At 66.8% G+C, this 22,204-nt stretch carries 17 protein-coding genes; 3 read left to right on the top strand and 14 right to left on the bottom strand.

Annotated elements, in window-relative coordinates; genetic code table 11:
* Window positions 1–15: 15 nt before the first annotated feature.
* From F3I16_RS04855 to glnE, 14 genes are all read right to left on the bottom strand, one after another.
* The gene (locus F3I16_RS04855; protein ID WP_160492583.1) at window positions 16–1,092 is read right to left on the bottom strand and encodes a polysaccharide pyruvyl transferase family protein; all 1,077 of its coding nucleotides are present in this window, start codon (window positions 1,090–1,092) and stop codon (window positions 16–18) included.
* A 6-nt stretch (window positions 1,093–1,098) separates the two neighbouring features.
* Entirely contained in the window at window positions 1,099–2,364 is a 1,266-nt protein-coding gene (locus F3I16_RS04850) for a capsule biosynthesis protein (RefSeq protein WP_160492582.1), read from the bottom strand.
* Entirely contained in the window at window positions 2,361–3,497 is a 1,137-nt protein-coding gene (locus F3I16_RS04845; protein ID WP_160492581.1) for a glycosyltransferase, read from the bottom strand. Before F3I16_RS04845 ends, F3I16_RS04850 begins: the two co-directional genes overlap by 4 nt.
* Window positions 3,484–5,238 (bottom strand): carbamoyltransferase, encoded by a 1,755-nt coding sequence (locus F3I16_RS04840; protein WP_160492580.1) that lies wholly within the window; start codon window positions 5,236–5,238, stop codon window positions 3,484–3,486. Before F3I16_RS04840 ends, F3I16_RS04845 begins: the two co-directional genes overlap by 14 nt.
* Window positions 5,239–5,249: 11 nt before the next feature.
* A complete protein-coding gene (locus F3I16_RS04835; RefSeq protein ID WP_160492579.1) occupies window positions 5,250–6,695 on the bottom strand; it encodes a lipopolysaccharide kinase InaA family protein in 1,446 nt (481 codons plus the stop codon).
* The gene (locus F3I16_RS04830; protein WP_160492578.1) at window positions 6,695–7,438 is read right to left on the bottom strand and encodes a lipopolysaccharide kinase InaA family protein; all 744 of its coding nucleotides are present in this window, start codon (window positions 7,436–7,438) and stop codon (window positions 6,695–6,697) included. Before F3I16_RS04830 ends, F3I16_RS04835 begins: the two co-directional genes overlap by 1 nt.
* Window positions 7,435–8,169: a lipopolysaccharide kinase InaA family protein gene (locus tag F3I16_RS04825; protein WP_160492577.1), complete on the bottom strand. Its 735-nt coding sequence runs from the start codon at window positions 8,167–8,169 to the stop codon at window positions 7,435–7,437. Before F3I16_RS04825 ends, F3I16_RS04830 begins: the two co-directional genes overlap by 4 nt.
* Window positions 8,169–9,164 (bottom strand): glycosyltransferase family 9 protein, encoded by a 996-nt coding sequence (locus F3I16_RS04820; protein ID WP_160492576.1) that lies wholly within the window; start codon window positions 9,162–9,164, stop codon window positions 8,169–8,171. Before F3I16_RS04820 ends, F3I16_RS04825 begins: the two co-directional genes overlap by 1 nt.
* Before the next feature lie 50 nt (window positions 9,165–9,214).
* On the bottom strand, window positions 9,215–10,036 hold the full coding sequence (gene rfaP / locus F3I16_RS04815) for a lipopolysaccharide core heptose(I) kinase RfaP (protein WP_160492575.1): 822 nt from the start codon (window positions 10,034–10,036) through the stop codon (window positions 9,215–9,217).
* A complete protein-coding gene (locus F3I16_RS04810; RefSeq protein WP_160492574.1) occupies window positions 10,033–11,154 on the bottom strand; it encodes a glycosyltransferase family 4 protein in 1,122 nt (373 codons plus the stop codon). The genes rfaP and F3I16_RS04810 overlap by 4 nt, the downstream gene beginning before the upstream one ends.
* Window positions 11,154–12,158 (bottom strand): lipopolysaccharide heptosyltransferase I, encoded by a 1,005-nt coding sequence (gene waaC, locus F3I16_RS04805; protein WP_160492573.1) that lies wholly within the window; start codon window positions 12,156–12,158, stop codon window positions 11,154–11,156. The genes F3I16_RS04810 and waaC overlap by 1 nt, the downstream gene beginning before the upstream one ends.
* A 1-nt stretch (window position 12,159) precedes the next feature.
* Window positions 12,160–13,194 (bottom strand): lipopolysaccharide heptosyltransferase II, encoded by a 1,035-nt coding sequence (gene waaF / locus F3I16_RS04800; protein ID WP_160492572.1) that lies wholly within the window; start codon window positions 13,192–13,194, stop codon window positions 12,160–12,162.
* A 58-nt stretch (window positions 13,195–13,252) separates the two neighbouring features.
* Window positions 13,253–14,176: a branched-chain amino acid transaminase gene (locus F3I16_RS04795; RefSeq protein WP_160492571.1), complete on the bottom strand. Its 924-nt coding sequence runs from the start codon at window positions 14,174–14,176 to the stop codon at window positions 13,253–13,255.
* Between the two features lie 92 nt (window positions 14,177–14,268).
* Complete coding sequence (gene glnE, locus F3I16_RS04790; RefSeq protein ID WP_160492570.1) at window positions 14,269–17,172, bottom strand: bifunctional [glutamate--ammonia ligase]-adenylyl-L-tyrosine phosphorylase/[glutamate--ammonia-ligase] adenylyltransferase; 2,904 nt, start codon at window positions 17,170–17,172, stop codon at window positions 14,269–14,271.
* 242 nt (window positions 17,173–17,414) lie between these two features.
* Between glnE and aceE the strand changes: the two genes are divergently transcribed.
* From aceE to F3I16_RS04775, 3 genes are all read left to right on the top strand, one after another.
* Window positions 17,415–20,060 carry a pyruvate dehydrogenase (acetyl-transferring), homodimeric type gene (aceE, locus tag F3I16_RS04785; protein ID WP_160492569.1) on the top strand — a complete coding sequence of 882 codons (2,646 nt, stop codon included), beginning with the start codon at window positions 17,415–17,417 and terminating at the stop codon, window positions 20,058–20,060.
* 11 nt (window positions 20,061–20,071) lie between these two features.
* Complete coding sequence (gene aceF / locus F3I16_RS04780; RefSeq protein WP_160492568.1) at window positions 20,072–21,745, top strand: dihydrolipoyllysine-residue acetyltransferase; 1,674 nt, start codon at window positions 20,072–20,074, stop codon at window positions 21,743–21,745.
* A gap of 187 nt (window positions 21,746–21,932) precedes the next feature.
* A complete protein-coding gene (locus F3I16_RS04775) occupies window positions 21,933–22,139 on the top strand; it encodes a hypothetical protein (protein WP_160492567.1) in 207 nt (68 codons plus the stop codon).
* The last annotated feature ends 65 nt before the right edge of the window (window positions 22,140–22,204 follow it).

Here is a 22,204-nt window from a genome sequence, read left to right as displayed (position 1 = left end):
CGAGCCGCCGTCAGGCTATTGGGGGCGCCCTTGCGACGAGCGCGCGGCCAGCACAGCCGCGGCAATTTCAACAAACATCTGCTGCGCTTGCTTGCGACTTCCTTGCACAAAGTCAGCCACCGCCAGGCGCTCGGCATCGTCGAAGGCGATCCGCGCACGCGCCGCCAGCGCCGAGGCATAGTCCGGGTAGACACGGCCTTGCAACTGGCAGGCCTCAAGCAGGGCTTCGATCTTGTGGGTATTCGAGCCGATCGCGAAAAACGGCGTGCCCGTCAGCAGGCAAAGCGTGACGCAATGGAAACGGCCGGTGATGACGCCCTGGCTACCGGCCAGACGCTCCAGAAAAGCGAAATCACTGGTCGCACAGTACTTCCAGCGCAGCAGCTTGATCTGCTTGCGCTCGATTGTCCGCCCCAGCGTTGCTTGCTGCGCCTGGCGGCGCGCCCGCCAGGCCTTGAAACGGCTGCGCAGACTCTTCCAGATGTAGGCCGGAAAGCCCTTGCCGGTTTGGATTAACGGCAGCGCCTGGATACTCAGGTAGCCCAGCGCAGGATCCGCCACCTGCTGCAGCGCCGCCCAGGCTTCCTGAGTGCGCTCCTCATAGAAGCTGCCATTGACCAAATAGCCCTGGCGTTGCGCCTGCGAGGGCGGCGGGATCATGCTCAGGGTCAGATCGGGCACCACTCGGCTGGTGATCCCGGCAGCTGCCAGTTCTTCCTGGCTGCGATGATCGCGCAGGTAGATCCCGCTAAAGGCCCGGGCCGGTTCGATCAGTTTGGCATTGCGCTGCCAGACACTATTGATCAGGAAGCACGGCACCCCGTGCTCGCGGCAGAACGGCGCCAGCGCCACCAGCATCTGCGCCGCGCGTGCATCATCGTGCAGCGTGCCTTCGCCATTGATCAGGCACAGATCGGCACCGGCGATGTCCTTCTGCAAGCGCAGATCGTCGCGCCAATCGTGGCGCATCGGACAGGCCCTGACGATGTGAATTCCCGCCGCCGCCGCGAGCTCATAGATCTGCTTGACGACGATCTGACAGCCGTGATGCTTGTTGTGCGACGTGTCGTTGAAGAGGATGGCCTTCAGCATGCTCGGTTACTGCTCGACAGTGGAGGTGAGTGCGACGGACACGCCCGATGGGCAGCGGCCTTCCAGAAGGCTGGTGAGCGCCTGGATATTCCAGGCGAGCCCTGCGCAGCCATGGGCGAGATGGAACTCGGCAAAAGCGGCACTGCGCGCCAAGGCCGCCGCATGATCCTGCTCAATGCTGCTGACTGCCTCTTGCAGGCTTTCGAGGGTCGCAACACAGGGACCCAGAAAGCGTTCCTGGGCGAAGATATCTGCATCATCGCTGGCATTCACATAGAGCAGCGGGCGCCGCGCCAAGGCGGCTTCGATCACCGCATTGGACATGATGTTGACCACCACCGACGCGCGCGCCAAGGCCTCGGCCAGACCACACTCGCGCGGCAGCACCTCGATGTTATCCAGCACCGAAGCCTCATGCTGCCAGAACGGTACCTGGCTGCGCGGATGCGCCTTGACCAACACCTGGTAGTCGGGATTTCGTGCAGCCCAATCGCGCAACAGCCGATAGGTGCGCTGGTAGCCCGCTTCCTTTTCCTTGTCCGGCCCGACACCCAGCACCAGCAGCACCCGCCGCGCCGGATCGGCCGCCGGCAGGTCGAAGGCCGTGTCGATCATGTGCGAGCCGGCCAGCAACGCGGTCGAGCTGCCGAAACGCAACTCACGCGCCTGCAGGGCGTCCAGCGAGCTTTGCCCGAACAGGAAGTAATAGTCGTAGTCGTTCATGCCCAACCGCCGCGAGCTCTCCACCGTGGTGGCATGCGCCAGGTGCACCAGCAGAGCTTGCCGAGCGTTCAGCGCCAGGCGCAGGAACGGCGAATACAGGCTGCCATTGCGATCATTCAGCACGATCTTCGGCGTGTAATGCTCGACCAGCCACTCGGCATGCGCCGCATAGCCGAAATAGCGCAGCGGCACAGGTTGGGGTGGCCGCCGCAGGAGACGCTCGCGCAGAATGCTTGGCGCCTCGGGCAGGGCCGTTTCAATCAGGACGTAGCCACGGCTGCGCAACGCCTCAATCAGCAGCTTCTTGCGCTGGAAGGCAATGACCTTGGGCGCCGACTGCAGAAGCAAGAAGTCGCAAGGCTGGCTACCCGTCCGTGATGCCAGGCGAAAGCGCGCCAGCAAACCGAACAGCGTGTCGCCCAGCGCCTCGCGCAGGAAGCGTAATGCGCTGCCGAGCCAGCCATGCCGCTCGCGCAGCAGCAACCAGCGATAGCGATCCAGGGCTACCGCCTTGCTGGCCCACTGCATCCCTACGGCATCAATACTCATGCTGGCCTCAGCGCAGCCAGTTGCGGCAGCGCCCAGAAGCACTGGCGCACCGCCGCATCGGAAAACACCTCACGCAAGCGCTGCGCCATGCGCTGCTGCAGTGCTAGGTCGGCAGGCTCCTGCGCCTGCAGCACCAGGGCCTGGGCCAGCGCCGCAGCATCACCCAGGGGGAACAGCCGGCCACAGCCGAGCACCACCTCGCGGCCGCCGCCACAATCACTGCCGATCAGCGGCACACCGGCGGCCATGGCCTCCAGCAACACCATGCCGAACGGCTCGTGATCGGAGCTCAGGGCGAACACATCGAAGGCCTTGAAGTAGTTGCGCCCGTTGGCCACCTGGCCGAGAAAGCGCACTGACTCGCTCACGCCCAACTCGTCAGCGAGGCACTTGAGCGCGGCCTCCAGCCGGCCACTGCCCATGATCGCCAGCAGGCTGCCGGGGGGCAGCGCGGGCAGGGCCTGGGCAAAGCCGCGGATCAGGGTGGCCTGGTCCTTGTCCGGATGCAGGCGGCCGACATTGCCGACCACCCAGGCATCCTGCGGCAGGGCCAGGGCCTCGCGGGCCACCGCGCGGCTGCACTGGGCGGCCTGCACGGCGGCGATATCGATGCGGTTGTACAGGGTCTCGATGCGCTCGGCCGGCCAGCCCGGCAAGCAGGCGCGCATGTCGTCGCGTACCGCATCGGATACACCAAGCAGGCTCAGGCGCCGCCGAAAAAAATTGACGAACCACTGGCGCGAACGCCGCCGGTACACGCCAAAGGCATGCTGCACGCCGAGCACCGGCAGGTCACTGCCGAGCAGGGCGATATAGATCGGTTTGAAGCGATGGGCGATGCACAGCTTGAAGTCGCGCGAGGCGGCGATGCGTTTGAGGTCGCGGATCGCCTTAAGCTTGAGGCCACGCACCTCGCGACTGGAGTAATCTAGGAAAATCACCTCGTCGGAAGCCGAGCCTTGCTCGACTTCCGTACTCGGCTTGCCCGTCAGATAGACCGTACAAACTTTGTACGGCGTACCGTCGAATAGCGCAGCGTACTGCCGCGCACAGTCGAGGAAGGGGCCGTCATAGCCGTGGCAGAACTGCAGCACCCAGGCCTGACCAGTCCCCGCAACCTCAGATGTTGTCATACCAGTCCTTGCCGTCCTTGACCACGAGGATGTCTTCCATGATCAGGTACTGCAGGTCGGAGCCGTAGAACATGTTCAGCGCGTCGGTCGGTGAGCAGATCATCGGCTCGCCGCGGCGGTTGAGTGAGGTGTTCAGCGACACGCCGTTGCCGGTGAGTTTCTCCAGCTCCAGCATCATGTCGTAGTAGCGCGGGTTGTATTCGCGCTTGAGCACCTGGGCGCGCGAGGTGCCGTCTTCGTGCACCACTTCGCCGACGCGGCTCTTCCACTCGTCATTGACCTCGAAGGTGAAGGTCATGAACGGACTCGGGTGATCGACCTTGAGCATCTGCGGGCCGACGGTGTCGAGCATCGACGGGCAGAACGGCCTCCAGCGCTCACGGAACTTGATCTGCTCGTTGATGCGGTCGGCCACACCGGCCACGCTCGGGCAGCCGATGATCGAGCGACCGCCGAGGGCGCGCGGGCCGAACTCCATGCGGCCCTGGAACCAGGCCACTGGATTGGCGTCGACCATGATTTTGGCGATGCGCTGCGGCATGTTATCGATCTGCTTGAACACCGGCTTGCTCGGGTGACGGGCACAGGCGGCAATCACGTCCTCGTTGGAGTACGAAGGGCCGAGGTAGACGTGCTCCATCTTCTCCACCGGCACGCCGCGCTGGTGCGAAACGTAGGCGGCGGCGCCGACCGAAGTACCGGCGTCGCCGGAGGCCGGCTGGACGAACAGTTCCTGCACTTCCGGGCGGGCGATGATCTTCTGGTTCAGCTTGACGTTCAGCGCGCAGCCGCCGGCGAAGGCGATCTTGCCGGTTTCCTTGATGATGTCACCGAGGTAGTAATCCATCATTTCCAGCGCCAGTTTCTCGAACAGCGCCTGCATGCTGGCGGCGTAGTGGATGTAGGGATCGTCGGCGATGTCGCCCTGGCGCTTCGGCCCCAGCCACTCGATCAGCTTGGGCGAGAAGTAGTAGCCCTTGCCGTTTTCCTTGTAGCGACGGAAGCCGATGACGTTGGCGTAGTCGGTGCTGATGATCAGCTCGCCGTTCTCGAACTTGGCCAGGCGCGAGAAGTCGTACTTGGCCGCGTCGCCATAGGGCGCCATGCCCATCACCTTGAACTCGCCGTCGAGCATCTCGAAGCCGAGGAACTCGGTGATCGCGCCGTACAGGCCCCCGAGCGAATCCGGGTCGTAGAATTCCTTGATCTTGTGGATCTTGCCGTTCTCGCCGTAACCGAAGAAGGTGGTGGCGTACTCACCCTTGCCGTCGATGCCGAGGATCGCCGTCTTCTCGCTGAAACCGGAGCAGTGGTAGGCACTGGCGGCGTGGGCCAGGTGGTGCTCGACGGGCTCGATCTTGATCTTCTTCAGGTCGAAGCCAAGCTGCTGCAGGCACCACTGGATGTGCTTGTAGTAGCGCTTGTAGCGGCGGTTGCCCATGAGGATGGCGTCAAGAGCGCGATCCGGCGCGTACCAGTAGCGCTTGGCGTACTGCCAGCGGGCCTTCTCGAAGATGCTGATCGGCGCGAAGGGAATGGCCACCACGTCGACGTCACCGGGCTTGATCCCGGCCTGCTCCAGGCAGAACTTGGCCGACTCGTAGGGCATGCGATTCTTCGCGTGCTTGTCGCGCACGAAGCGCTCTTCTTCCGCCGCCGCGATCAGCTTGCCGTCGATGTACAGGGCAGCGGAAGGATCGTGACTGAGGGCGCCGGACAGGCCAAGAATCGTCAGTGCCACAGAGAAAACCTCTATTCAGGGCAGGTGCCGGGCACCTGCGGTAAACGTTCGTCGAGCAGCTGGTACAGCGCTGAATCAGCCGGCCAGTTGCGCAGAAAGCGGGCGCGATCGCGGGCGTAGGCCCTGGCGAAGCTGCGCCTGTTGCGGTGCTGCTGCATGGCATCCAGATCGATCAGTGACCAGCATGCCCGCGCCTCATCCCAAAACAGGTTAGTGCCCTTGAAATCCCCGTGACTGATGCGCTCGCGCAGCAGGGCGGCGAACAGGCGATCCAGCGCCAGCAGATCAGCTTCCGGGGGCGATCCTTCGTGGAACGCCTTGAAACGCGTGATTATATCCTGCCCGCCACAGTATTCGGTAATCAGGTAGGCGCGCCCGCGCAACCAGCACCAGCGCCGCTCCAGCACAGCCAACGGACGCGGGGTGGCGATGCCCAGCAGTTCCAGGCGGTGGCCTTCGCACCAGCTGTGCCAGGCGCGACTGGGGCGCCAGCAGCGCTTGAGCCAGTGGGCGAAGCCCTTGATGTTGTAGCGTTTGACCACCAGTTCGCGCCCGCCCTGGCGCACCTGGGCCACCGTGGCGGAACCGCCCAGCTTCAGGGCCAGCCCCTCGGCGAGCACCGCCTCGGGCTGAGCGAGCAGCGGCGCCAGATCGTCGGCACAGTCACGGCGTACCACGCGCAAGCCGAATGCGCCGATCCGGGCGCTGAACAGGCTGCAATCGCGGGCGATCTTCTGCATGTAGTCGCGCAGGCGCCAGCGCCGCACCTTGCCCACTTCGGCCAGCAGCGCCTCCAACGGCAGGGCGTGCTCGCCATTGGCCAACAGGTAGTGCACCAGCAACTCCTCGATGAAGGGCGCAAGCTCCGCCGGCAACTGAGCGAAGAACATGCCCAGATTGGCCAGTACCCGCGCCCGCGACAGCGGCTGGCCGGCGACTTCGACCTGCACCCCGCCACCATCGATGATCGCCACGCCGCCGGCATGGCGCAGCAGGTTGTCCAGGTGCAGGTCGGACTGCCACAGCCCCTTGGCGTGCATCTGCGCGATCGCGCTCAGGGCCTCGCCCAGCACGGCCTGCTGCGCCTCGCTCAGCAGCGGCTGATCTGCCACTGCCCGCCAGGCGTCCCACAAGCTCTCGGCGCCGTCCAGGTAGTCGAACAGCAGCCAGCCGCCCTCGCCCGCCTGCCAGCCCTGGGCCAGCAGTTCGGGCGTGTGCAAGCCCTGCTCAGCGAGCAGGCGCGCGCCTTGCAGCTCACGCTGGAAGTGCCGCTCAGCCTTGCCACCGACCAGCAGCTTGGCCAGTACCGGGCGCCCGCGCCACAGGGCGAGGCCGACGTAGCGCTGATCCGGCAGCACGCGCAACAGGCGTTGCAGCTCCAGCACCTCGCCGGCCAGCTCGATGCGCAGCGGCAGCACCGGCTGGCGGCCGGCCTGGGCCAATTGGGCAAGCCGCATCAGCGCACCTCCTTGCGCCGACGGCGGGCACCCAGGCGCTGCCACCAGCCCTCCAAGTCACCCGCCGCGCCCAGGTAAGCTACCAGCAGCTCGCGCACCTCGGCCTCGCTCCAGACACCGGCGCGCCGCAGCAGCGGTTCCAGATCCTTGATCCGGTCGCGCCGGCCGAACAGCAGCGGGCGGGTCTTTTCCAGATCGATCAGCTGCGCGGCGAAGCCCTCGCCGTCCGCCTTGAGGAAGATATGCTTGGGATAGAAGCAGCCGTGCATCTGACCCGCCTCGTGCAGGCGCCGAGCCAGCCCGCCGCAGGCGCGCAGAATGGCCTGGCGAGTCGGCGCAGGCACGCCCGCCCAGCCTTGCAGCCAGTGGTCGAGATCCTGCCAGCCGTCCAGCGCACGGGTCAGCAGGATGGCGCGCCGCTCACCGGGCATGCGCCGCGCGGCGAAGAAGGCCGCCTGCAACGCGGGAATGCGCAGGCGGCGATACGCCTGGATATTGCGGAACTCGCGGGCGAAGGTCGGCTCGCCACAGGGGTGCCGCAGGCTGCGGGTCAGGTGGTTGCTCTGGCGCTTGAGGTAGAAGGCCGCCTCGCCCAGTTCCAGGCGATACACGCTGCTCCAGCCGCCGCGCTCGGTATTGGGCTCATCCACCGCCTCCAGCTGCAGCGCCCACAGCGCCTCGAAACTGGCCAGGCCGTGGCCTTCGAGAACGGCACGATCCTCGGCCGCGATAAAGTCACTCATTCCCGCCCCTCGAAGAATTTGACGATGCGCCGCACCTCGCGCTTGTCCGCCTCGCCCAAGCGCTCGCAGCCGCGGTATTGCCGGTAGAAACGCAGGCGCTGGGTACGGCTCAGCTGGTACTTGGCCACCTTGTCCAGGCAGGCCAGGTCCTTGACGATGCGGTAGCTGAGCAGCGGCCCCCACCAGAACGCCCCGGTCGGGCAGTCGATGAAGAACAGTTCGGCCCGGTCGTTGACCAGCAGGTTGCGCCACTTCAAATCGTTATGGGTGAAGTGGTGGTCATGCAGGGTGCGGGTCGCGCGGGCCAATTGCACACTGACCTGCTCGACCCAGGCGCGATCGGCCAGGCGGGCATCCTTGCGTCGCGCCAGCAGCGCCAGGTCCTGGGTGTCGGGCAGCTCGCGGGTGATCAGCGCACCCCGCACGAAGGCTCCCGCCTTGCGCTCCAGGCCGCAGGCCACGATGGGCGCCGTGGGGATGCCCCACTTGGCAAAATGCCTGAGGTTCTGCCACTCGGCCTTGACCCGCGGTCGGCCGAGAAAGCGCCGCAGGCCCTTGCCCGCGCCCCAGTAGCGCTTGACGTAGTAGCGCACGCCGGCGCGCTCGACCAGGATCACCTCCGACAGCGGATCGGAGGTCAGGCGCTGCCCCTGCAGGGCAAAGACCGCCGCCAGCGAGCCGAACTCACCCTGCAAGGCGGCATAGTCGGACTCCAGCTGCCAGCCTGCCATCAGCGCGCCTCGCCCTGTGCCACTGCCTCGCCTGCCGGCGCATAGACGCCCAGCGCCTCGACGATCCGCCAAACTGGCACGAAGGGGCGCCAGATGTAGTCGCCGAACCACTTGATGCGCAGCAGCGGGGTCAGTACCCGGTTCTGCCCATTGAAGCCGGGGCGCCAGACGAAGCGCTCATGCCTGCGCGTGATGGTGAAGGTGCGCAGCCCGAGCAGCGAGGCCAGATGGCCGCCACCCGAGTCGTTGCTGATGACACAGGCCGCCCCCAGCAGGTGGCTGATCAGGCCCTTGGTATCGGCAAATGAATACACCGGGAAAGCGGGAAAGCGGGCCTGGATCTGCGCTTCCTCGCGCGGCAGGCAGACGAACTCGACCCGCCAGCCGCGCCTGGCGAGGCGCTGCGCCAACCGGCGGAAGCCGCCCATGGAGTAATTCTTGCTGGCATGCGGCGTGGTCGGAAATATCACCACTCGCCCGCTCGCCGGCGCCGCGGCCTCTACCGCCGTGAGCATGCTGGCGCAAGCGTCCGGAGCGATGCCGAACACCGCCTGCGCATAGCGATCGATCCACTGCACCATGTTCAGCCCGGCCTTGGTGTCCAGGCACAGGGCGGTACTCGCGCCGCGGAAGCAGCGCTCGCCGACCATCACCTCGCGCCCCTGCAGGGCCAGGCTCGGCGGCAACTTCTTGGCCGTGACGAAGGCGATATTGCGCAGAGCGAGGCAATGCTCGCGCGCCGTGGTTTCGGCCGGCAAGTGGTTGAAATGGGAGACCACCAGATCATGGCGCGCAGCCAGTGCGGGCAACCCGCCCGTCGCCAGCGGCTCGATCTGCAGCCAGTCGAAAAACGCCCGGGCCGAATACAGGGTGTCGGAGAAAAAATCGACCACGGCCCCTTCCCGATGAAACAGCCAGGCCAGGCGCAAATAGAGCGTGGCATCGCCCAGCGCCCTGGGCGGAACGATCGCAACACGTATGCCTTGAAACTTCATGGTTGCCCCTCAACTCCAGCCTGCAGATGCCAACCCGCCGCCGAGCCGGCTCACAGCGCGCCACCGTAGCGCAGCCGGCGGTCATACAGCTTGTCCGCCTTGCGCTGCAACCAGGCCAGCAGTTGCGCCTCGTCACGCAGGATCTGGCGCAGCGGCTGCGCACCTTTGAGCGCGGCGAAATAGTCGCGCAGGAAGCGCAACTTGTCGCCCCGGGTCAGACCGATATCCATGATCGAGAAATACAGCGCCGCCAGGTCCTTGTTGCGCCAGCGCAGGGGCACGGCGCGGCGCACCTGGGCGCGGTGCAGGTCGATCACCGACAGGCGAAAATCGTCCGCCGTCACCGGCTTGTCGGTGTGCAGCAGGAAGTGGCAGATGTAGCAGTCGCGGTGGTTGACCCCGGCGCGGTGCATGCTGCCAACCATCCGCGCCACCTCGGCGATCAGCGCGCGCTTGAGGCGCGGTTCGGGCGGCTGCTGGGCCCAGTTGAGGCTGAGCTGCTCCAGGTCGGTGGTCGGCGCCAGCTCCTCGGTGACGATGAAGGAATGCTGCGTCGCCGGGTTGGCGCCACGCTCGCCATAGGCGACGGCGGTCATGGTCGGCACGCCGACCTCGGTCAGGCGGGCGATCGCCTGCCACTCCTGGGCCGCGCCGAGCACCGGCAGCTTGGCCGTGAGCAGGTTCTTGGCGATCTCGCCCCAGCCGATGCCGCGGTGGATCTTGACGAAGTAGCCGCGCCCGGCGACTTCGGTGCGCAGGGTGCGGCGGCCTTCCAGCTCGCGGTAGACCTTACCCTGCAGGGCCTCGACCGCGGCGAAGGCGTCCTGCCCGGCCCACAGCGACTCGAACGGTTCGGTGAGGATCAGTTTCATGCCCGCTCCGCCAGGATCACGTCGGCCGCGTGCTGCGGCATGGAATACAGGTCGGCCGTGTCGGCGAAGGCCAGGCCATTGGCACTCCATTTCGCCCGCGCCTCGGCGTCGGTCAGCATCTCGGCGAGCAGTGCGTTGAGTCGCTCCTGCTGGAATGGGCTGGTCAGCACGCGCCCGGCATCGGCCTCGGCGATGTAGTGGGCATAGCCGCAGACATCGCTGACCAGCACCGGTAGGCCGGAAACCAGGGCTTCCAGCAGTACGGTGCCGGTGTTCTCGTTGTAGGCCGGGTGGATCAGCAGGTCGGCGCCGAGCAGGAAGCGCGGGATATCGCTGCGCCCCTTGAGGATCTGCACCTGCTCGGACACGCCCAGCGCCTTGGCCTGCAGCTGGAACGAGCGCGGATCGTCCTGGCCGATGGCGATCAGGCGGGTGCGCTGCTTCAGCTCGCGCGGCAACGCGGCCAGGGCCTTGAGGCTGCGGTCCAGCCCCTTGGTCTTGAAGCCGGAGCCGATCTGCACCAGCAGCAGGTCGTCGTCCGCCAGCTTGAACTCGCGGCGGAACTCGGCGCGGATCTCAAAGGCATTGGCCGGCGCGCGGCGGTCGGCTGCGATGCCCGGCGGCAGCAGATGGAAGCGCTCGACCGGCGTGGCGTAGTGCTTGATGAACAGCGGCTGCTGCACCTCGGAAATCATCAGGATCTCGGTCTTCGACTCGGGCGCAAACACTGCCCGCTCGTAGTCGGCGAAGTGCTTGTAGCGCCCCCAGCGCTTGTAGAGCGGGTTGCGCAGGGTCTGCGCCTTGTCCTCGTAGCAGCCGTCGGCGGCGTAGTAGACGTCCAGACCCGGCATCTTGTTGAAGCCGACCAGCCGGTCCACCGGATCACGGGCCAGATCGGCGGCCAGCCAGGCGCTGAACTTCTCGTTGCGGTGATGGTTGAACAGGGCCTTGATCGGCGCCACCCGCACATCGAAGCCGGCGGGCACCTCGCCCTCCCAGATCGGCGTGTAGACGCGGATGGCATGGCCGCGCGCCTGGCACTCCAGGGCGATGCGCAGGAAGTCGCGCTGCAGGCCGCCATAGGGGAAATACTTGTAGAGCACGAAAGCCAGTTGCATCACACCGTCTCCTGCTGCGCCAGGAGCAAGGCGTTCAGCTCGTTACCCACACGCTCGGCATCCAGCCCGTCGAAGCAGGGCTTGTGGCGATCACCGCTGCCGGCGTTCGGCCCGCTGGCGCACAGGTGCACCTGGCCGCGGCCGTAGGCGCCGACCCGGCCCGGCAGGGTCGGGCCGTACAGGGAAATGCAGGGTACATCCAGCGCCGCGGCCAGATGCCCGAGGCCGGTATCCACCGCCACGCAGGCCGTGGCGCCGGCGATCACCTTGGCCACTCCGGCCAGGTTCAACTTGGGCAGCACCGAGGCACCTTCGATGCCGGCGGCGATGCGCTCGGCGCGAGCCTTCTCCGCCTCGTTGCCCCAGGGCAAGCGGATCGCCCAGCCCTGTTCGCTCATGCGCCGGGCCAGGGCGCGCCAGTCGGCTTCCGGCCAGTGCTTGCTGGCCCAGGTGGTGCCATGCAGGAACAGCAGGTAGGGCTGCGGGCCCGGTGCGGCCATGGCCGCGCGGTCCAGGCCGTAGTCGCCGATGCCGGTCGGCAGCGCATAGCCGAGGGCCTGGGCGAACAGCTGGCGGGTGCGTTCCAGGGCGTGCTGGTCCTTGGCCACCGCGTACAGGCGGTCGTAGAAGCGACAGGCGATCGGCTCGCGCGCCGAGTCGCGGTCCAGGCCGGCCACCGGCGCCTTGACGTAACGGGTCAGCCAGGCGCTCTTCAGCAGGCCCTGGGCGTCGAGCACCAGGTCATAGTCGGTCTCGCGCAGGCGCGCCTTGAAGCGGCACCAGTCGCCGTTCTTTAGGGTCTGCCAGAGGTTCTTGCGCCAGCGGCGGATCGCCACCGGGATCACCTGGGCCACGGCCGGGTGCCAGGCGGGGATCTCGGCGAAGCCCTCCTCCACCACCCAGTCGAACTGGATGCCGGGGATGGCGCGCGCCGCATCGGTAAGCGCCGGCAGGGTGTGGATCACGTCGCCCAGCGACGAGGTCTTGATTAGCAGTACCCGCAAACTATTCGACCTCGACCGGATCGGCGACCAGGCGATCCAGCGCCTCGATCACCGGGCGCGGCTTGAGTTCGCGCAGGCAGTTGTAGTGGCCGTAGCGGCAGGTGCGCTCGAAGCACGGGCTGCAATCCAGGCCCAGGCGGACGATTTCCACCTGGTCGGCCAGCGGCGGGGTGAACTGCGCCGAGGTGGAGCCGTAGACGCCCACCAGCGGACGATTCAGCGCGGCCGCCACGTGCATCAGGCCGGAGTCGTTGGAGACCACGGCGCCGGCGGCGGACATCAGGTCGATGGCCTCGGCCAGCGAGGTTTCCCCGGCCAGGTTGGCCACTTCCTCGCGCAGGCCGGGAATCAGGCGATTGCGGATGTCCTCGCCGACGGCATGGTCGTTCTTCGAGCCGAACAGCCACACCTGCCAACCGGCGCGAATCTTCAGCTCGGCGACCTTGGCATAGTGCTCGGCCGGCCAGCGCTTGGCCTCGCCGAACTCGGCGCCGGGGCACAGCGCCAACACCGGGCGGTCCAGGCTCAAGCCGAACTTGGCCAGGGCCGCGGCGCGGCTGGCCTCGTCGATCTGCAGGCGCGGCTGCGGATAGGGCTTGGGAATCTCTGCTCCGTTTTCGTAAGCCAGCGCCATAAAGCGCTCGATCATCAGCGGGTAGCGTTCCTTGTCCAGCGTGCGGATGTCGTTGAGCAGGCCGTAGCGCATCTCGCCCTTCCAGCCGGTACGCCGCGGAATGTCGGCGAAGAACGGCACCAGGGCGGACTTCAGCGAGTTGGGCAGCAGGATCGCCTGATCGTACTGGCCGGCCAGGGACTTGCCGATGCGCCGGCGGCTGGCGATATCCAGCACGCCGTGGCCGAGCGGGAAGCTCAGCGCCGCGCGCACTTCGGGCATGCGCTCGAGGATCGGCCGGCTCCATTCGGGCGCCAGCACGTCTATCTCGCAGTCGGGGTGACGCCGTTTGAGGCAGACGAACAAGGTCTGCGCCATCACCATGTCACCGACCCAGCTGGGCCCAACGATCAGTATTTTCATGCGTGTTCCAGAAATGCACAGGGAGGCACAACGCCTCCCTGTCATGACCTAATGGAGCTTATTTGACCAGGGTGCGCCACTCGGGGTGGGCATCGGTCTGGCCGGTGACCAGGTCAAAATAGGCCTTCTGCAGCTTCTCGGTGACCGGGCCGCGGCTGCCGATACCGATGGTGCGCCCATCCACTTCGCGGATCGGCGTGACTTCGGCGGCGGTGCCGGTGAAGAAGGCCTCGTCGGCGATGTACACCTCGTCGCGGGTGATGCGTTTCTCGACCACCGGGATGCCCAGCTCGCCGGCCAGGGTGAGGATGGTGCTGCGGGTGATGCCGTTCAGGCAGGAGGTCACTTCCGGGGTGTACAGCACGCCGTTCTTGACCAGGAAGATGTTCTCGCCCGAGCCCTCGGCCACGTAGCCTTCCGGGTCCAGCAGCATGGCCTCGTCGGCGCCGCCGGAGATGGCTTCCTGCAGGGCCAGCATCGAGTTGATGTAGTTACCGTTGGCCTTGGCGCGGGTCATCGCGATGTTGACGTGGTGGCGGGTGAAGGAGCTGGTGCGCACCTTGATCCCGCTCTGCAGCGCCTCGTCGCCCATGTAGGCGCCCCAGTGCCAGGCCGCGACTATCACCTGGGTCTTCAGGCCGGTGGCGCGCAGGCCCATGGCTTCCGATCCGTAGAACACCATCGGGCGGACGTAGGCGCTTTCCAGGTTGTTCTCGCGCACGGCGGCGCGGGTGGCCTCGTTGATCTCGTCTTTGCTGAACGGGATCTTCATGCCCATGATGTGCGCCGAGTCGAACAGGCGGTCGGTGTGCGCCTGCAGGCGGAAGATCGCCGTGCCCTGCGGGGTGTTGTAGGCGCGCACGCCTTCGAACACGCCCATGCCGTAGTGCAGGGTGTGGGTCAGCACATGGGTGGTGGCGCTGCGCCATTCCACCAGCTTGCCGTCATACCAGATCACGCCATCACGGTCGGCCATCGACATATTGCCTGCTCCTCGAGTGTTCGCTTGGTTCATCGGTTGCACTGCCGGTGGCGCGCCGCGAACGGCGGCCGCCGACGGATTTGTTCGGCGCCTCAGCGCAGGCCCAGCTCGCCCCAGATGCGCATCACCCCGCGGCGCTCGGCCGCGAACTGCTCGCCGCCGACCGTGCCCGGCTGCTTCTGCAGGGCCTGGCGGTGTGCCGCGGCGCGGTAGGCCTTGTAGGCATCCTGCAGCAGGGCGACGTCTTCGGCGGGGATCAGGCCGGCATCACGCAGGCCGTCGAGAATGCGCATATTGTCGGTGAAACGCAGCAACTGCGGGTGTTCTCGCGACCACGCCAGGGCCGCGTATTGCACCATAAATTCAATATCGACGATACCTCCGGCGTCCTGCTTCAGATCGAAGGAAGTCGCCGCATCGAAGGCATTGGCCGCGGTGCCGGCAGCGGTGGCCGGGCTACCGAGGTTGTCGCGCATCTTCGCGCGCATCTCGCTGACTTCGCCGCGCAGGGTCGCCAGGTCACGCGGGCGGCAGAGCACCGCGGCACGCACCCGCTCGAAGGCGGCACCCACCCGCGGGCAGCCGACCAGCACGCGGGCGCGCACCAGCGCCTGGTGCTCCCAGGTCCAGGCCTCGCTCTCCTGGTAGCGCTGGAAGGCACCGAGCGAGCTGACCAGCAGGCCCGAGGCACCGGACGGGCGCAGGCGCATGTCCACCTCGTACAGTTGCCCCGAGGTGGTCTGGGTGGTCAGCAGGTGAATGATGCGCTGGCCCAGGCGGGCGAAGAACTGCGCGCCGTCGATCGGCTTGGCGCCGTCGGTCTCGGCCTGGGAGTCGCCGTCGTGGATGAACACCAGATCCAGGTCGGAACCATGGCCCAGCTCGATGCCGCCGACCTTGCCGTAGCCGACTATGACGAAATCCGGGTCGCACTGGCTGCCGTCGACGCGTTTCGGCGCTCCGTGCTTGGCCACCGTGTGGCGCCAGGCCAGGGCCAGCACCTGTTCGAGGATGGCCTCGGCCAACCAGGTCAGGTAGTCGCTGACCTTCATCAGCGGCAAGGTGCCGGCGATCTCCGAGGCGGCCACGCGCAGGCGGTGGGCCAGCTTGAAGTGGCGCAGGGCCTCCATCTGCTGCTCCAGGTCGTCCTCGGGGATGCGCGTCAGGCGCTCGCGCAGCTCGGCGGACAGCTCCTCGCCCTGGGGCGGGCTGAACAGCCGGCCCTCGTTGAGCAGCTCGTCGAGCAGCAGCGGGAAGCGGCTGATCTGCTCGGCGATCCACGGGCTGGCCGCACACAGATTGAGCAGGCGCTGCAGCGCCGAAGGGTTCTCGGTGAGCAGCACCAGGTAGGCCGAGCGCCGCGCCACCGCCTCGACCAGCGGCAGCACGCGCTCCAGCACCAGATCGGGGTTGGCGTGCTCCACCGCCTGGGCCAGCAGACGTGGAATAAAGGCATCCAGGCGCTCGCGACCGAGACGCTGCATGGTGCGCACCTGCGAGCCGCCGCGCAGGTCGACCAGGCGCTTGAGCGCCGCCGCCGGCTCGCCGAAGCCGGCCTCGGCCAGCTGGCGGCAGGCCGTTTCCTCGTCCAGCGCCTCTTCCCACAGCGGCAGCCATTCGCCACCGATGCCCACCTCGGCCTCGGCGCCCCCCTCCTCGTCCGGGTCGGCGATGACCTGGCGGAAGTGCCACTCGATACGCCCGCGCCAAACCATCAGCTGCTCGTGGAACGCGGCCCAGGAGTCGAAGCCCATGATGCAGGCGACCCGCAGGCGGTCCTGCTCGTTGTCCGGCAGCATCTGCGTCTGCCGGTCGGCGATGGCCTGCAGGGCGTGCTCGACATAGCGCAGGAATTCGTAGCCCTGGCGCATCTCGGCCACCACCGCCGGCGGCAGGTAGCCCTGCCCCTCCAGGGTGGCCAGCACCTTGAGCAGCGGCCGCTGCTGCAGACTGAGGTCGCGACCGCCGTGGATCAGCTGGAAGGCCTGGGCGATGAACTCGATCTCGCGGATGCCGCCGGAGCCCAGCTTGATGTTGTCGGCCATGCCCTTGCGCCGCACTTCCTGCTGGATCAGCAGTTTCATCGCGCGCAGCGCCTCGATGGCGGAGAAGTCCAGGTAACGCCGGTAGACGAACGGCCGCAGCAGCTCCAGCAGCTGCCGGCCGGACTCCTGGTCGCCGCCGACCACCCGCGCCTTGATCATCGCGTAGCGTTCCCAGTCGCGACCCTGATCCTGGTAGTACTGTTCCAGGGCATTGAAGCTGAGCACCAGGGCGCCGGACGAGCCATAGGGGCGCAGGCGCATGTCGACGCGGAACACGAAGCCCTCGACGGTGGTGGAATCCAGCACCTTGATCAGGCGCTGCCCAAGGCGAATGAAGAACTCCTGGTTGTCCAGCGAGCGCTTGACCCCCTCGGTCTCGCCGCCCTCGGCGTAGCCGAAGATCAGGTCGATATCCGAGGACAGGTTCAGTTCATGGGCACCCAGCTTGCCCATGCCCAGCACCACCAGGTGCTGGGGCAGGCCACTGCGCCGGCCGATCGGCGTGCCGAACTGGGCGCAGTGCTGCGGGTAGAGCCACTGGTAGGCCAGGTCGATGCAGGCATCGGCCAGATCGGACAGATCGCGGCAGGTCTCGCCCAGATCGGCCAGGCGATTGACGTCGCGCCAGATGATGCGCAGCTGCTGGCGATTGCGGAAACGCCGCAGGCGCCGGGCCAGCTCGTCTTCATCGGCGCAGTCGAGCAGGCAGGCCTGCAGCTGGCCGCGCAGCTCACCCGGCGCCAGCGCGCGCTCCAGCTCGCCGCTGCCGGCCAGCTCCGGCAGCAGCGAACCATCGCGCTGCACCTGCTGATAGACGAAGTCGCTGAGGGCGCACGCGCGCTGCCAGGCGGCCTCGCGCGCGGCGGGCCAGCCCGCGGGCTGCAGGGCACTGGCGCGATGGGCGAGGGACTGAAGCGGGGCCGGCAAGGCGGCCAATGACGGCAGGCTCATGGTCTATCCTTGGGAGCGGAACGCGACACTCGGCGATGGCCGGCGCCGCCTTCCGGCGGTCGAATACTTGTAGTTTTACTACTAAAGATTGTGTCTCCAGCACTGCGCGAGCCGTCGATTTGTAGTAAAACTACAGACAGCCGGTCTAACCCCGGCAACAACGACTTTAACGTAGCCCGCCCAAAAAGCGTGCACGAGCCCAGGCTTCCGATTCTGGAAGCCTTTCCGCCCTGGAGCAAGCCATGCAAGACCTTGATCCCGTCGAAACCCAGGAGTGGCTGGACGCCCTGGAATCCGTTCTCGACCAAGAGGGCGAGAAACGCGCCCACTACCTGCTGACCCGCATGGGTGAACTGGCCACCCGCAGCGGTACCCAGCTGCCGTATGCGATCACCACGCCCTACCGCAACACCATCCCGGTCGGCCATGAGGCACGCATGCCCGGCGACCTGTTCATGGAGCGGCGGATCCGCTCGCTGGTGCGCTGGAACGCGCTGGCCATGGTGATGCGCACCAACCTGAAAGACCCGGACCTGGGCGGCCACATCTCCAGCTTCGCCTCCAGCGCCACCCTGTACGACATCGGCTTCAACTACTTCTTCCAGGCCCCGACCGAGGAACACGGCGGCGACCTGATCTTCTTCCAGGGCCACGCCTCACCGGGCGTGTATGCCCGCGCCTTCATGGAAGGGCGGATCAGCGAAGAACAGATGAACAACTTCCGCCAGGAAGTGGACGGCAAGGGCCTGTCCTCCTACCCGCACCCCTGGCTAATGCCGGACTTCTGGCAGTTCCCCACCGTGTCCATGGGTCTGGGTCCGATCCAGGCGATCTACCAGGCGCGCTTCATGAAGTACCTGGAAAGCCGCGGCTTCATCCCCGCCGGCAAGCAGAAGGTCTGGTGCTTCATGGGCGACGGCGAGTGCGACGAGCCGGAATCCCTCGGCGCCATCTCCCTGGCCGGCCGCGAGAAGCTGGACAACCTGATCTTCGTGATCAACTGCAACCTGCAGCGCCTCGACGGCCCGGTGCGCGGCAACGGCAAGATCATCCAGGAACTCGAAGGCGTGTTCCGCGGCGCCGAGTGGAACGTCAACAAGGTCATCTGGGGCCGCTTCTGGGACCCGCTGCTGGCCAAGGACGTCGACGGCATCCTGCAACGGCGGATGGACGAGGTGGTCGACGGCGACTACCAGAACTATAAGGCCAAAGACGGCGCCTTCGTCCGTGAGCACTTCTTCAACAGCCCCGAGCTGAAGGAGATGGTCAAGGACCTCTCCGACCAGGAAATCTGGAACCTCAACCGTGGCGGCCACGACCCCTACAAGATGTATGCGGCCTACCACCAGGCGGTCAACCACCAGGGCCAGCCGACCGTGGTGCTGGCCAAGACCATCAAGGGCTATGGCACCGGCGCCGGTGAAGCGAAGAACACCGCGCACAACACCAAGAAAGTCGATGTCGACAGCCTGAAGAAATTCCGCGACCGCTTCGACATCCCGGTCAAGGACGACGAGCTGGAACACCTGCCCTTCGTCAAACCCGAGCCGGGCAGCGCCGAAGCGCGCTACCTGCAGGAACGCCGCGACAAGCTCGGCGGCTTTGTGCCGCAGCGCCGCGCACAGAGCTTCAGCCTGCCCACCCCGCCGCTGGAAACCCTCAAGGCCCTCCTCGACGGCACCGGCGACCGCGACATCTCCACCACCATGGCCTTCGTGCGCATCCTCTCGCAGCTGGTCAAGGACAAGGACCTGGGCCAGCGCATCGTGCCCATCGTGCCGGACGAGGCCCGCACCTTCGGCATGGAAGGCATGTTCCGCCAGCTCGGCATCTACTCCTCGGTCGGCCAGCTTTACGAGCCGGTCGACAAGGACCAGGTGATGTTCTACCGCGAGGACAAGAAGGGCCAGATCCTTGAGGAAGGCATCAACGAGGCCGGCGCCATGTCCAGCTGGATCGCCGCCGGCACCTCGTACTCCACGCACAACCAGCCGATGCTGCCGTTCTACATCTTCTATTCGATGTTCGGCTTCCAGCGCATCGGCGACCTGGCCTGGGCCGCCGGCGACAGCCGCGCCCGAGGCTTTTTGATCGGCGGCACCGCCGGGCGCACCACGCTCAACGGCGAAGGCCTGCAGCACGAGGACGGCCACAGCCACATCCTCGCCTCGACCATCCCCAACTGCCGCACCTTCGACCCGACCTACGCCTACGAGCTGGCGGTGATCATCCGTCACGGCATCAAGGCGATGACCGAAGAGCAGCAGAACGTCTTCTACTACATCACCGTGATGAACGAGGCCTACGCCCAGCCGGCCATGCCGGAAGGGGTCGAGGACGGCATCATCAGGGGCATGTACCTGCTCGAAGAGGACAAGAAGGAAGCCGCCCACCACGTGCAGTTGCTGGGCAGCGGCACCATCCTGCGCGAAGTGCGCGAGGCGGCGAAGATCCTGCGCGACGAGTTCAACATCGGCGCCGACGTGTGGAGCGTGCCGAGCTTCAACGAGCTGCGCCGCGACGGCCTGGCCGTGGAACGCTGGAACCGCCTGCACCCGGGGCAGAAGCCGCAGCAGAGCTATGTCGAGCAGTGTCTGAGCGGACGCAAGGGCCCGGTGGTGGCCAGCACCGACTACATGAAGCTGTTCGCCGAGCAGATTCGCCAGTGGGTACCGAGCAAGGAATACAAGGTGCTCGGCACCGACGGCTTCGGCCGCAGCGACTCGCGGCAGAAGCTGCGCCACTTCTTCGAGGTGGACCGTTACTGGGTCGCGCTGACCGCCCTGGAGGCCCTCGCCGAGCGCGGCGAGATCGACGCCAAGGTGGTGGCCGAGGCCATCGTCAAGTTCGGGCTCAACCCCGACAAAGCCAACCCGCTGGATTGCTGAGGAGCTGAGCGATGAGTGAATTGATTCGCGTGCCCGACCTCGGCGGTGAAGGCGAGGTCATTGAACTGCTGGTCAAGGTCGGCGACCGTGTCGAGGCCGAGCAGAGCATCCTGACCCTGGAGTCCGACAAGGCCTCCATGGAAGTCCCCGTGCCCAAGGCCGGGGTGATCAAGGAGCTGAAAGTCAAACTGGGCGACCGCCTCAAGGAAGGCGATGAGCTGCTGGTGCTGGAGGTCGAGGGCGCTGCCCCGGCCGCAGAACCTGCTGCGGCCGCTGCTGCGGTCGAAGCGCCCAAGGCCGCCGAACCGGCCCCCGCGCCTGCCGCCGCTCCCGCAGCGGCTCCGGCCGCCACCAGCGTGCAGGACGTGCATGTGCCGGACATCGGCACGACCGGCAAGGTCAAGGTCATCGAAGTCATGGTCAAGGCCGGTGACAGCATCGAAGCCGACCAGTCGCTGATCACCCTGGAGTCGGACAAGGCCAGCATGGAGATCCCCGCGCCGGCTGCCGGCGTGGTGGAGGACGTGGTGGTCAAGCTGGACGCCGAAGTCGGCACCGGCGACCTGATCCTCAAGCTGCGCGTGGCAGGAGGCACTGCGTCAGCATCCGCCCCGCAAGGGGCCGCTGCTGCAGCGCCAGCCCCGGCACCTGCTGCCTCGGCGCCGGTACACACCACTCCGGCCGGCGCCGCGCCGGCCGTGGTGGCGGAAGTCGGCGCCATCGCCGCGCTGTCCGCCGCGGCAGCCGCGGTCACCGCACCTGTGCGTGACGGCAGCAAGGTTCACGCCGGCCCCGCCGTGCGCCTGATCGCCCGCGAGTTCGGCGTCGACCTGGCCGCCATCAGCGGCAGCGGGCCGAAAGGCCGCATCCTCAAGGAAGACGTGCAGGCCTATGTACAGGCCATGCTGAAGAAGGCCAAGGAAGCGCCGGCCGGTGCCAGCGGCGGCATGGGCATCCCGCCGATTCCGGAAGTCGACTTCAGCAAGTTCGGCGCCATCGAAGAAGTGCCGATGACCCGCCTGATGCAGGTCGGCGCCGCCAACCTGCACCGCAGCTGGCTCAACGTGCCGCACGTGACCCAGTTCGACAACGCCGACATCTCCGAGCTGGAAGCCTTCCGGGTTGCCCAGAAAGCGGCCGCGGAGAAGGCCGGGGTCAAGCTGACCGTGCTGCCGCTGCTGCTCAAGGCCTGCGCCTACCTGCTGCGTGAACTGCCGGACTTCAACAGCTCGCTGGCACCCAGCGGCAAGGCGCTGATCCGCAAGAAGTACGTGCATATCGGCTTCGCCGTGGACACCCCGGACGGCCTGCTGGTGCCGGTGATCCGCGACGTCGACCAGAAGAGCCTGCTGCAGCTGGCCGCCGAGGCCGCCGAACTGGCGGAGAAGGCGCGCACCAAAAAGCTCTCGGTGGATGCCATGCAGGGCGCCTGCTTCACCATCTCCAGCCTCGGCCATATCGGCGGCACCGGCTTCACGCCGATCGTCAACGCGCCGGAAGTGGCGATCCTCGGGGTGAGCAAGGCGACCATGCAGCCGGTGTGGGACGGCAAGGCGTTCCAGCCGCGCCTGACCCTGCCGCTGTCGCTGTCCTACGATCACCGGGTGATCAACGGCGCCGCCGCCGCGCGCTTCACCAAGCGCCTCGGCGAAGTGCTCGGCGATATCCGCACCATGCTCCTGTAACAGCGTGACCCAAGCCGCCATGCCCTGCCGGGCATGGCGGCTTTTTTGTGCCCGCACGATTTGCCCGGCGGCGCGACAATCGCCCAGGCCGGTCATCCACCCAGGCAGGCCTCGCGTCAGCGACGCCTGGCAGGATCGCCAGCAGGCTCTAAGGTTTAATGACCAGCCCACGCAGTGTGGAGGGAGCATGGAGATTCGCATCGTCGCCATCGAGAGTCAGCCTCCGGTATGGCGGGTCTACCTCAACAGCTCGTTCATCGTCTGCCACAGCGCGGCCGCGGCCCGGGACACCGCGCACCGGGCCCTGGCCAGCAGCCGGCCATCCTGGCGCCAGCTGCTCGGCCGGCCGCGGAATCGATGGGGCACCGACCGCACGCCCTTCATCGTGCTCTAGCAGGCTGTTGAAAAACTACCTGCGTTGCCGATGCGTCGTTAAAAACACAAGGCCCGGAGTGCCGG

This window comes from Pseudomonas sp. L-22-4S-12 (assembly GCF_009799935.1).
In the GTDB taxonomy this organism is placed as follows: domain Bacteria; phylum Pseudomonadota; class Gammaproteobacteria; order Pseudomonadales; family Pseudomonadaceae; genus Aquipseudomonas.
This window is presented reverse-complemented; position numbering and strand designations above follow the sequence as displayed.